This is a genomic window from Bradyrhizobium sp. P2_E8 (genome assembly GCF_056403875.1).
This window is the reverse complement of the sequence record NZ_JBFUES010000109.1, coordinates 1-12,261: the sequence shown is the minus strand read 5'-3', so window position 1 is coordinate 12,261 and position 12,261 is coordinate 1. Positions and strand designations below refer to the sequence as shown.

The 12,261-nt window shown below is 65.0% G+C and carries 9 protein-coding genes; 5 read left to right on the top strand and 4 right to left on the bottom strand.

Annotated elements, in window-relative coordinates; genetic code table 11:
* The 3 genes from AC1D00_RS08810 to AC1D00_RS08800 form a co-directional block, all read left to right on the top strand.
* Nucleotides 1–751: ABC transporter permease (locus AC1D00_RS08810; RefSeq protein ID WP_477010390.1), on the top strand; the 751-nt coding region annotated here is incomplete at its 5' end.
* A complete protein-coding gene (gene araD / locus AC1D00_RS08805) occupies nt 748–2,487 on the top strand; it encodes an L-arabinonate dehydratase (protein ID WP_477010389.1) in 1,740 nt (579 codons plus the stop codon). The genes AC1D00_RS08810 and araD, both read left to right, overlap by 4 nt.
* A gap of 133 nt (nt 2,488–2,620) precedes the next feature.
* Nucleotides 2,621–3,340 carry a ribonuclease activity regulator RraA gene (locus AC1D00_RS08800; protein ID WP_404551937.1) on the top strand — a complete coding sequence of 240 codons (720 nt, stop codon included), beginning with the start codon at nt 2,621–2,623 and terminating at the stop codon, nt 3,338–3,340.
* 186 nt (nt 3,341–3,526) lie between these two features.
* Here the strand turns inward: AC1D00_RS08800 and AC1D00_RS08795 are convergent, their stop codons facing one another.
* Nucleotides 3,527–5,632 (bottom strand): S9 family peptidase, encoded by a 2,106-nt coding sequence (locus AC1D00_RS08795; RefSeq protein WP_477010388.1) that lies wholly within the window; start codon nt 5,630–5,632, stop codon nt 3,527–3,529.
* A 279-nt stretch (nt 5,633–5,911) separates the two neighbouring features.
* Here AC1D00_RS08795 and AC1D00_RS08790 point away from each other — a divergent pair, with 279 nt between their 5' ends.
* The gene (locus AC1D00_RS08790) at nt 5,912–7,348 is read left to right on the top strand and encodes an MBOAT family O-acyltransferase (RefSeq protein WP_477010387.1); all 1,437 of its coding nucleotides are present in this window, start codon (nt 5,912–5,914) and stop codon (nt 7,346–7,348) included.
* On the top strand, nt 7,348–8,457 hold the full coding sequence (locus AC1D00_RS08785; RefSeq protein WP_477010386.1) for a hypothetical protein: 1,110 nt from the start codon (nt 7,348–7,350) through the stop codon (nt 8,455–8,457). Before AC1D00_RS08790 ends, AC1D00_RS08785 begins: the two co-directional genes overlap by 1 nt.
* Nucleotides 8,458–8,634: 177 nt before the next feature.
* On the opposite strand, the gene AC1D00_RS08780 is transcribed toward AC1D00_RS08785, so the two are convergent.
* The 3 genes from AC1D00_RS08780 to AC1D00_RS08770 form a co-directional block, all read right to left on the bottom strand.
* Nucleotides 8,635–9,822, bottom strand: coding sequence for a pyridoxal-phosphate-dependent aminotransferase family protein (locus AC1D00_RS08780; protein WP_477010385.1), 1,188 nt, complete (start codon nt 9,820–9,822; stop codon nt 8,635–8,637).
* 102 nt (nt 9,823–9,924) lie between these two features.
* Nucleotides 9,925–10,650, bottom strand: a complete 726-nt coding sequence (locus AC1D00_RS08775) for a thermonuclease family protein (RefSeq protein WP_135178933.1) — start codon at nt 10,648–10,650, stop codon at nt 9,925–9,927.
* Between the two features lie 237 nt (nt 10,651–10,887).
* Nucleotides 10,888–12,261: hypothetical protein (locus AC1D00_RS08770; RefSeq protein WP_477010384.1), on the bottom strand; the 1,374-nt coding region annotated here is incomplete at its 5' end.

Below are 12,261 nucleotides of genomic sequence, written 5' to 3'. Positions count from 1 at the left end.
CCGCAAGACCGTCATCATCCTGTTCCTGGCGGCGGTCTGGGAAGCCTACGGCGTCGCCCTCGACAATCCCCTGCTGTTTCCGACGCTGCACGACACGATCGTCACGATGTTCGAGCGCGTGAAGGACGGCACCATCCCTCTGCGGGCCTGGGCGTCGCTGAAGGTGCTGTTCATGGGCTACTCTGCCGGCATCGTGCTCGCCGCGATCTTCACCGTGCTTGCGATCTCGACCCGCATCGGTACCGATTTCCTGGAAACGGTCACGGCGATGTTCAATCCGCTGCCGGCGATCGCACTGCTGCCGCTGGCGCTGATCTGGTTCGGCCTCGGCAATGGCAGCCTCGTTTTCGTGCTGATTCACTCGGTGCTGTGGCCGGTCGCGCTCAACACCCATTCCGGCTTCAAGAGCGTCTCCACCACGCTGCGCATGGTCGGCCGCAATTACGGCCTGCGCGGGCTGCCCTATGTCGCAAAGATCCTGATCCCCGCCGCCTTCGGCTCGATCCTCACCGGCCTCAAGATCGGCTGGGCTTTCGCCTGGCGCACGCTGATCGCGGCCGAGCTGGTGTTCGGCGTGTCCTCGGGCCAGGGCGGCCTCGGCTGGTTCATCTTCGAGAACCGCAACCTCCTCGACATACCCGCCGTCTTCGCAGGCCTCTTGACGGTGATCATCATCGGGCTCTTTGTCGAGAACCTGATCTTCCGCGCCATCGAGCGGAACACGGTCCAGAAATGGGGCACCCAATCATGACCAAGAAGAAAAAAACACCCGACCAGCTTCGCAGCGCGCGCTGGTTCGCGCCCGACGATCTCCGCTCGTTCGGCCACCGCTCCCGCACCATGCAGATGGGCTACGCCCCTGAGGAATGGAAGGACCGCCCGATCATCGCGATCCTCAACACCTGGTCGGACGCGCAGCCCTGCCACATGCACTTCAAGTCGCGCGTCGACGACGTCAAGCGCGGCATCCTGATGGCCGGCGGCCTGCCGCTGGAGCTGCCGGCGCTGTCATTGTCGGAATCGCTGCTGAAACCGACCACGATGCTCTATCGCAATCTGCTGGCGATGGATGCGGAGGAGCTGCTGCGCAGCCATCCCGTCGACGGCGTGGTGCTGATGGGCGGCTGCGACAAGACCACGCCGGCGCTGCTGTTAGGGGCCACCTCGATGAACATTCCGGCGATCTATCTGCCGGCAGGTCCCATGCTGCGCGGCAACTGGAAGGGCAAGACGCTCGGCTCCGGCTCGGACGGCTGGAAATATTGGGACGAGCGGCGCGCCGGGAAAATCTCCGACAAGGACTGGCTCGACATCGAAGCCGGCATCGCCCGCAGCTACGGCACCTGCATGACCATGGGCACCGCCTCGACCATGACCGCGATCGCCGAAGCCATCGGCATGACGCTTCCGGGCGCCTCCTCGATTCCAGCGGCCGACGCCAACCACATCCGCATGGCCAGCGAATGCGGCCGCCGCATCGTCGAGATGGTGTGGGAGGATCTGACGCCCAAGACGATCCAGACCCGAAAGGCCTTCGAGAACGCGATCGCGGTCGCGATGGCGATGGGGTGCTCGACCAACGCGATCATCCATCTGATCGCGCAGGCCCGCCGCGCCGGCCAGGACATCGGGCTCGACGATTTCGAGATCGCGAGCCGCAAGGTGCCTGTCATCGCCAATGTGCGGCCGAGCGGCGACGCCTATCTGATGGAGGACTTCTTCTATGCCGGCGGCCTGCCGGCGCTGATGGGCCAGATCAAGCCGCATCTGCATCTCGACTGCATCACCGTCACCGGCCGGACGCTGGGCGAAAATATCGCCCATGCCGAGGTGCACAATGACGACGTGATCCGCTCGGTCGACAATCCCATCTACAAGGAGGGCGCGCTCGCCGTGCTCAAGGGCAATCTCGCGCCCGACGGCTGCGTCATAAAACCCTCCGCCTGCGCGCCGCGCTTCCTCAAGCACACCGGACCTGCGCTGGTGTTCGACGACTATCCGTCGATGAAGAAGGCGGTCGACGATCCCAATCTCGACGTCACCGAGGATCACATCCTGATCCTGCGCAATGCAGGCCCACAAGGAGGGCCGGGCATGCCGGAATGGGGCATGCTGCCGATCCCGACCAAGCTCGTGAAGCAGGGCGTGCGCGACATGGTGCGCATCTCGGACGCGCGCATGAGCGGCACCAGCTATGGTGCCTGCATCCTGCACGTCTCACCGGAGTCCTACATCGGCGGTCCGCTGGCCCTGGTGCAGAACGGCGACCGCATCACGCTCGATGTCGCCGCGCGCACCATCAATCTCGACGTATCGGAAGCCGAGCTCGCAAAGCGCCGCGCTGCCTGGAAGGCGCCCGAGCGCCGCTTCGAGCGCGGCTATGGCTGGATGTTCACCAAGCACATCAAGCAGGCCAATGACGGCTGCGACTTCGACTTCCTCGAGACCGATTTCGGCGCGCCGATCGGCGAGCCGTCCATCTACTGATGTCCCCCGTCATTCCGGGGCATCGCGAGGCGATGAGCCCGGAATCCATCCTGCCGCAGTCTGTGCCGTTCGATGGATTCCGGGCTCGCGCCAAGCGGTGCGCCCCGGAATGACGAATGAGAGAGAGCACACCATGACCAAACTTTCCGAAGCCACCCGCAACAAGCTCAAATCCGTCTCCACCGCCACCGTCGCCACCGCCTTGTTCAAGCGCGGCCTGCGCATCCAGATGATCCAGGATGTGCACCCGCTCGGGGCCGATCAGCCGACCATGGTCGGCGAGGCCTTCACGCTGCGCTACATGCCGGCGCGCGAGGATCTCAACACAATCGAGGTGTTTAGGGATCGTTCGCATCCGCAGCGCAAGGCGGTCGAGGATTGCCCTCCGGGCGCGGTGCTGGTGATGGACAGCCGCAAGGACGCGCGCGCGGCCTCGGCCGGCGCGATCCTGGTGACGCGGCTGATGAAGCGCGGCGTCGCCGGCGTCGTCACCGACGGCGGCTTTCGCGATTCCGCCGAGATCGCCAAGCTCGGCATCCCCGCCTACCACCATCGTCCCTCGGCGCCGACCAACCTCACGCTGCATCAGGCGATCGAGATCAACGTGCCGATCGGGTGCGGCGATGCGCCGGTGTTTCCCGGCGACGTCATCCTCGGCGATGCCGACGGCGTCATCGTCATCCCCGCGCATCTGGCCGACGAGATCGCCAACGAGACCTTCGAGATGACGGCGTTCGAGGACTTCGTCACCGAGGAAGTCGGCAAGGGCCGCGGCATCTTCGGCCTCTATCCCGCCACCGATCCGCAGACGCTCACCGATTTTGCGGCGTGGCGGAAGAAGAACGGACGGTAGTTAGACTGTTGGTATCGCCACAACACCAGTGTCGTCCCGGCGAAGGCCGGGACCCATAACCACAGGGAGTGGTTTGGCGAAGACTCGCAGCTAAGAAATCCTCCCGCGGTACTGCTACCTGCGTTCCACCGATACATCACGCGGTATGGGTCCCGGCGTTCGCCGGGACGACGCCGGAGGGTGTGGCTACACCCCGGCCTCCGCCATCCCCGCCGCCCACAGTGCGAACGCATAGACGATCGCGACTTCGTCGAGACGGTCGAAGCGTCCCGAGGCGCCGCCGTGGCCGGCGCCCATGTTGGTGCGCAGCAGCACCGGGCCGCCGCCGCGCATGGTGGCGCGCAGGCGCGCGATCCATTTGGCGGGCTCCCAATAGGTGACGCGCGGATCGGTCAATCCGCCCATGGCCAGGATCGCCGGATACTCCTTCGCCGCGACATTGTCGTAGGGCGAGTAGGACAGGATGGTGCGAAAATCCTTTTCGCTCTCGATCGGGTTGCCCCATTCCGGCCATTCCGGCGGCGTCAGCGGCAGCGTGTCGTCGAGCATGGTGTTGAGCACGTCCACGAACGGCACTTCGGCAACGATGCCCGCGAACAGCTGGCCAGCGCGGTTGGCGACTGCGCCCATCAGCATGCCGCCGGCAGAGCCGCCATGGCCGACGATACGTTTTGCGCTGGAATACTTCGCATCGATCAGCGCCCTCGCGCTCGCGGCGAAATCGTCAAAGCTGTTCGTCTTCTTCTCGCGCTTGCCGTCGAGATACCAGCCCCAGCCCTTGTCGGCGCCGCCGCGGATATGGGCGATGGCGTAGACGAAGCCGCGATCGACCAGCGACAGGCGGTTGGCGCTGAACGAGGCCGGCGTCGCCATGCCATAGGAGCCGTAGCCGTAGAGCAGGAGCGGTGCCGATCCGTCGAGCTTGAGCCCGCGGCGATAGAGGATCGAGACCGGCACCTCGGCGCCGTCCTGCGCCTTCGCCATGATGCGCGTGGTGACGTAGTCGGCCGCATTGTGGCCGGACGGGATCTCCTGCCGCTTGCGCAAGGTTCGCGTGCGCTTGGCCATGTCGTAATCATAGACCTCCGACGGCGTCGTCATCGACGAATAGGCGAAACGCAAATTCGTCGTCTCGAACTCGTAGGAACCCATCGTATCCAGCGAATAGGCCGCTTCGTCGAAGGCGATGGCGTGCTCCTCGTTCGTCGCGAGATCGCGGATCACGATCGCCGGCAGCGCATTGGCGCGCTCCAGCCGCACCAGATGGCCGGCATAGAGATCGAGGTCGATGATGTAGATGCCCGGACGATACGGAATCAGGTCGCGCCAGTTTTTGCGCTCGGGCTGGCTAAGCGGCGCGGTGACGATCTTGAAGTCGATGGCGTCATCGGAATTGGTGAGGATGAAGAGCTGATCGCCGCGGTCGGCGAGCGAATATTGCACGCCTTCCTCGCGCGTCGCGACGAGGCGCGGCGGCGTATCGGGGCTTTCGAGATCGATCAGCCGCTGCTCGGAGGTCTCGTGATCGCCGCCCGCGATCACGCAGAAGCGGCCGCTGGTGCTCTCGTGCAGATGGGTGAACCAGCCGGAATCCTGCTCCTCATAGACGAGGGTGTCGTCGGCCTGCTTCGTCCCCAGCCGGTGCCGCCACACCTGCATCGGGCGATGATTGTCGTCGAGCTTCACATAGAAGAAACTTTTCGCGTCCTTGCTCCAGACGATACCGCCGTCGGTCTCCTCGACGAGGTCGTCAAAGTCCTTCCCCGTCGTCCAGTCGCGCACGCGGATCGAAAAATATTCCGAGCCCTTGGTGTCCGCGCTCCAGGCTTGCAGCTTGTGATCGGGCGAATGCCGGCTGCCGCCGAACTTGAAATATTTGTGGTCCTTGGCGAGCGCATCGCCGTCGAGCACGATATGGCCATCGCCGCCCTCGCGCGGCATGCGGCCGAACAGCTCGTGCTGCCCGCCCTCGCGAAACCTGCGGAAATAGGCGAACGCCCCGTCCGGCGACGGCACGCTGGAATCGTCCTCCTTGATCCGGCCGCGCATCTCGCGCACCAGCGTCTTTTGCAGCGCGGCGGTATGGCCGAGCAGGCTCTCGGTGTAGCCGTTCTCTTCATCCAGATATTTGCGGATATCAGGATCGAGCACCTTGGGGTCGCGCAGCACCTCCTGCCATTTCTCGTCCTTCAGCCAGGCATAGTCGTCGGTCACGGTGATCCCGTGCCGGGTGAAGCTGTGCGGCCGGCGCGGGGCGACGGGGGGCTGGGAAGGTGTCTTGGCTTGTGTCACTCGATCCTCATTGCGTCTCACCGGAACCCATCTCGTCATGCGCGGGCTTGACCCGCGCATCCATCAAAGAGGATTTCTTGAGCGATGGATTGCCGGGGCAAGCCCGACAATGACGGCCGTAGACGGCGGCGGGTCGCGCATCATATGGCGACGAGCGCATGAATTGCCAGCGGGACTGCGCCAAGGACTGCGCCAGGTCGCCGGGTTGTTGATCGCCCCCTTGTATGCTTTAGGGGGCGGGTCCTTTAGTGRCCATGTCCCCGCCGCCGGTCCAGCCTGATGCTGTTCAATTCCTATCCGTTCATCCTGCTGTTCCTGCCGGCCGTGCTGGCCGGGTACTTCTGGCTCGGGCGGCGCAGCAATCGGGCCCCGGTGATCTGGCTGGCGGCCGCCTCGCTCGCCTTCTATGCCATCGGCAGTTGGCAGTTTGTCGCGCTGTTGCTGGCGTCGATCGCCTTCAACTACGGCATCGGCTACCTCCTGATCGCGGCGGAGCTCGCACCAATGCAGCGCCGGGCGGCGCTTGCCGTTGGTGTCGCCGGCGACCTTCTCGTGCTCGGCATCTTCAAATATGCGGGCTTTGCCGCCGACAATCTCAATGCACTGCTCGGCACGCATGTCGCGGTCCACATCCTGCTGCCGGTCGGCATCTCCTTCTACACCTTCACCCAGATCGCGTTCCTGGTCGATGCCTTTCGCGGCCAGGTCGCGGCCTACGCGCTGCCGCACTACGCGCTGTTCGTGACCTATTTCCCGCATCTGATCGCGGGGCCGATCCTCCATCACAAGGACATGATCCCGCAATTCGAGCAGGAGGAGTCCAAGCATCCGCACGCGCATCTGATCCTGTGCGGAATCATCATCTTCGCCATCGGCCTGTTCAAGAAGACCTGTCTCGCCGACGGCATCCAGCCCCTGGTCGCGCTCGCCTTCGACGCGCGCTCGCCGAGCTTCGACCAGGCCTGGCTCGGTGCGCTCGCCTACACGTTCCAGCTCTATTTCGACTTCTCCGGCTATTCCGACATGGCGATCGGGATATCCCTGATGTTCGGCATCTTCCTGCCCGTCAACTTCAGCTCGCCGTACAAGGCCACCAGCATCGTCGAGCTCTGGCGCCGCTGGCACATGACGCTGTCGCAGTTTTTGCGCGACTATCTCTACATCCCGCTCGGCGGCAACCGCCGCGGCCGCGCGCTGCGCTACGTCAATTTGATGATCACGATGCTGCTCGGCGGGCTCTGGCACGGCGCGGCCTGGACGTTCGTGGTGTGGGGCGCGCTGCACGGCGCCTATCTCTGCATCAATCACGCCTTCAATGCGCTGGTGCCGGCCATCCCGTCGCCTCTCGCGCGCCCGGTCCGCATCCTTGGGGCCGTGCTGACCTTCCTGGCGGTCGTCGTCGCCTGGGTGTTCTTTCGCGCCGAGCGGGTCGATTGGGCGTTGCGGATCACCAGTGCCATGGCTGATCCCTTGAACATCGTCCTCGGCCGCGAGGAGATCGCGGCGCTGGTGCAGGTCACGATCTATGCGGCGCTGGTGTGGCTGGCGCCGAACACGCAAGCAATCATGGGCTACGATCACGGCAGTCGCAGGGTCGGCGAGAGTTTGCGGGAAGGGCGCCTGCGGCCGCTGGTCCTCTATGGGGCGTCGCTCGTGCTCGCGTTCGGGATCCTGGGCATCCAGAGCCACAGCGAATTCATCTATTTCAGGTTCTGATGCGGGGATCGTTCACCAGCGTGAGGCGTCTTCTCCTTGCGAGCGTCGCGTGCGTGCTGGGCGCGGCGGCGCTGACTTTTGCCGTCGATCCCCTGCAACTGTTCCGCCCCTCGCGCCTCATCGCGCCGTTCTATTCCGACGACACACRCATGCAGAATGCCGGGTTGATCCGCAGCCAGTCGTTCGACACCGCCTTCATCGGCACCTCGCTCGCGATCCATTTCCGCCAGAGCGATATCGACCGCGCGCTCGGCGTCCGTTCGCTCAAGCTGGCGATGACCGGGTCCAACTCGCGCCAGCAAAGCTTCGTGCTGGAGCAGGCGATCGATCGCGGCGCCCGGCGCGTGATCTGGGCGATGGACGATTTCAGCTTTGTCGATGCGGCCGGCATCGAGGCCGATCCCTATCTGTCCGTCGATCTCTACCGGCGGACGGCCAAGGGGATCGCGGCCTATCTGTTCAACGCCGCCATGGCGAAGGAATCCGTGTTCGCGCTGCTGCGGTCGATCCCGCCGCTGCGGGAGCCGCTGACCCGTGCGGCGCCGTTTCTCCCCGTCAAGTTCGCGCTGTTCGACGTCGACGACATCTATGCGCTGCCACGGGATTTCGACGTCGCGCGCGCCTACAACGCGGAGAGGACGCGCGCCGCCTTCGCCTACATCACTGATCCCGTGCGCAGCAGCTTTCTCGGCGAGGGCTACGGCTATGACGCCATGGTCCGGCATTTCGAGCGTGACGCCGTCGGCCTGATCACGCGCCATCCGGACGTCACCTTCGACATCTACTTCCCGCCTTATTCGATCCTGCAATTCGTCGCGATGCGCGATGCCTCACCGGCGACGCTGAAGATCGTMACCGATCTCACGGCCCTCATCGCGCAGCGCCTGACGCAGCTTCCCAACGTGCGCCTCCACGATTTCCGCGCGATCAAGGCGGTGACCCACGACCTCAACAATTATGGCGACGTCATCCACCATTCGCCGGTCATCGATGCAATGGTGCTGAAGTGGCTGGCGAGCGGGGAATACCGGGTCGATCCGAACAAGCCGACCGCGTCGCTGGAGGAGCTGAAAGCCCAGGTTGAGGCGTACCGGGTGCGACAGCCGTAGCCCGCATGAGCGAAGCGACATGCGGGGCCTCGCGCAAGATCCCGGGTGTCGCTTCGCTCACCCGGGCTACAAGACTGCAGCTGTGATGCTCAGCCGTAGCCAAACACTCCGCCGTCGTCCCGGCCTAGTGCGAAATTGCGCACGGGGGGCCGGGACGACATGGGAGTGTGAGGCTGCCTACGCCGCCACCTCTTCGCCGAGATACGAAACCGCCGCTTCCAGCCCGCCCTTGCCGTGCGGGATCTTCAGCGCGTTGAGGCCGATCTCGATCACCCCCAACGTGCCGAGCAGCATCGGCGCGTTGACATGGCCCATATGGGCGATGCGGAAGGCTTGTCCGGAGAGATCGCCGATGCCGGTGCCGAGCACGACGCCGCACTTCTCCTTGCAATAGCGTTGAAGCACTGCGGGATCGTGGCCGTTGCTCATGGTCACCGTGGTCACAGTGTTGGAGCGCTCGTTGGCTTCGGCGACGTTGAAGCCGAGCACCTGGCCTTCCGACCAGGCCGAGACCGCACGCCGCGCGGCTTCGCCGAGCAGGCTGTGGCGGCGGAAGGCGTTCTCAAGCCCTTCCTCGTGCAGCAGGTCGATCGCCTTGCGCAGCGCGAACAACAGATGCACCGGCGCGGTGCCGGCATATTTGCGGTAGTTCTCGGTGCCCTCGCGCTCGCTCCAGCTCCAATAGGGCGTCGACATGTTGGCCTTCTTGTGCACTTCGAGCGCGCGCGCGTTGGCGGCGACGAAGCCGAGGCCGGGCGGCGTCATCAGGCCCTTCTGCGAGCCGGACATCGTGACGTCGACGCCCCATTTGTCCATCTCGTACGGCATGCAGCCGAGCGATGCCACGGTGTCGACCATGTAAAGCGTCGGATGGCCGCTCGCCTTGATCGCCTTGCCGATCGCCTCGATGTCGTTCTGCACGCCCGAGGCGGTGTCGACTTGGACGACGACGACGGCCTTGAGGGTGTGCTCCTTGTCGCGGCGCAGGCGCTCCTCGACCTCGTGCGGCCGCACCGCGCGGCGCCAGTCGCCCTTGAGCACCTCGACCTCGGCACCCATCAGCGCGGCCGCGTTGCCCCAGCCGATTGCGAAACGGCCGCTCTCCAGCACCAGCACCTTGTCGCCGCGCGACAGCACGTTGCTCAGCGCTGCTTCCCAGGCGCCGTGCCCGTTGGCGATGTAGATGTAGGACTTGCCCCTGGTCGCAAACAGCTTCGAGATGTCACCGAGCAGGCTCTCGGTCAGGTCGAGCATCTCTTTGGAGTAGATGTCGATCGCCGGACGATGCATCGCCCGCAGCACCTCGTCGGGCATGTTGGTGGGCCCGGGGATGGCCAGAAACTCCCGGCCCGCGCGAACGGTCATTGCTGTTGGTCCTTGTTGCTTGAGAACAGGCTGGTGGGTCGCTGAATCATACTTTTACGCGCTGCTGCGATGCAAGAAAAGCACGCAAAATGCAGGGCTGGGTTATCTTTTGGTCTCCCGACAACCGGCGGCTTCCGCCTCCTCGACCGAGCAGAACCAGCGGGTGCCCTTGCTGATCTTCATCTTGATCTGGGTGTACCAGCGGCTGGTCGGCTGGTGATAGATGCACTCGCCGGCGGTGTTGACGTTGCCCTTGATGGTGCAGTCGGGCGAGGGCGCGACCGGCCCCGAGGCCGAGGCAAGCAGCACCGCATGCGCGCCCTCGGGCGGCTTGGTGGCGCCCAATATCGTTGTCTTCTTGTTGCGCACGCGCCAGTCCCAGGGCGCAATGAAGGCGCCCTGCCACATGCCGGCCTTGGCCTCACGCGCGGCCGCCTCGTCGGGTTCGTAATCGTGCGAGACGCGGGTGTAGGCCAGCGCCCAGCCGCTGCGCACCAGCCATTTCTGGATGTCCTCGCCGCCGACCTCGCAGCGCGCCACGGTGCGGCCGCGCCGGTCGATCGCCCGCGTATGGCAGACCCAGTTTTTGCCCTCGGTGTATTTGGCGAGCTCGTCGCGCGCCGCGATTCCGCAGGTCCAGCGCTCGGTATTGGTGTTGAGGCAGAGTTGGTCGGACGACGGCGCGTCGATGCCGCCGAGCCGGATCCTCGTGTTGCCGATCACGACGGAATCGCCGTCGCGGACCTTCGCCGTGCCGGTAATGTCGGCGGCCTGCGCCAGCGACGGCAAGGCGAGCAGTGACAGCGCAATCAGGAATTTTCGCAACATGCCGGTCCGCGTGTTCAGGAAAATCGCGATAGACCCCGCAATTGTGGTCGGCTTTTGGCCGCCCGGCCAGCGCCTGCCCAACGATTGAGCTTTCAACTTCCCGTCATTGAGTGACGGCCTCGTAGGGTGGGTTAGCCCCGCGCTGCGCGAAGCACAGTCGCTCGGCGTAACCCACTTCTTTGGTCTCTACGGCGACAGAAGTGGTGGGTTACGCTTCGCTAACCCACCCTACGAAGCCTACCCCCGCCCCGCCATCGCCCGCTTCGCCACCGCCAGCCCCATCAGCACGAACGCCGACGTCACCTCAGGGCCACCGACCAGGATTCGCGTCGGCGTCTTCATCTTGTTCCATTCATAGGCGCGGAACGGGCCGCGGCGGCCGCCTTCGCCGAGGCTCGCGACGATGACGTTCAGCGCCGGCGCGAACGCGCGCGGGTCGGCGCCGAGATGGCCGAGCGCGATCAGCGCCAGCGCCGCGTCGAACACATTCATCTCCGCGGCCATCAGCTCGCCCTTGACGTAGGAGAGCACGCGGTGGCGGATGAAATCGAAGTCGCCGTCCGGATCGATCGCCGCCTGCGCCGCCAGCGGCAGCGCCAGGAAGGCGGCATAGCAGCGGCCGAAATAGGCGCTGTAGAGTTCCGGCAGGTAATAGATGTGCGAGCGCGGATTGGCGAAGGCGCCGCTTGATGCCAGCCGCTTCTGGAAGCCGATGATGCGATGCACGGTCGCCAGCCGCGCCGGCGTCTCCAGGATCTTCCAGCGCGCCAGGTTGCGGAAGCTGACCTCGAGAATGTCGAGATTGAGCGTCGGATCGAGATCGTTGCCGTAGGGACGCTCTCCCTTGAGATTGTCGATCCAGGTCGCAACCCCGCCCTCGTAGTCGATGTTGTCGTTGAGCGGCACGGTCACGCGCGGCTCGTTGACGCCGGCGAGCACCTGGTAACCGCTGTAGAAATCCAGCAGCGGCTGGTCGATGATCGGATCGGTGCAGCCGGCCTGCGTCGCCGCGGAGATCGAGCAGGCCGTGGTGTCGCAATCCGGCACGTAGACGCCGAAGCCGAGATCCTGCTTGATCTGGGCGAAGAAGCGCGAAAAGCGCGGATGGGGCGCAGGCGCGAGCGCGGTGATGACGTTGAAGCGCGCGCCGTCGGTGCCCTCGACCTCCTCGCGGCTGATGTTGACGCAGAAATCGACCATGTCGGCGATCGCGCGCTCTGCCGCCGTCTTGTCGGCCGGCGAAGCGAGCCCGGTCTCGATGAAGCTCAGCAGCGCCTCGATGAAGAAGGCATCGTAATAGGCCGAACGGTGGCGGATCTGCACCGGCTCCCACATCGGCTCGGCGATGCCGGTCCAGGGCGGATTGACCACGGCGCGCGCGGGCGAGCGCGCGATGAAGACGCGGGCGAGGTTGAAGAGCAGCGAGGAGTTCTTGTAGCCGCGCGCATTCAACCCTGTGAGCGCCATGGTCAACTCGCGTCCGCGGACATCAGGGTCGCCGATCAGGTTGAAGGCGGCATAGGTCGGCAGGAAACCGTTCTTGCCGTACGAGCCGAGCAGATGCTGCGCGCAGTCGCGGATCACGCCGTCGATCTGCGCTTGTTGCGGCGC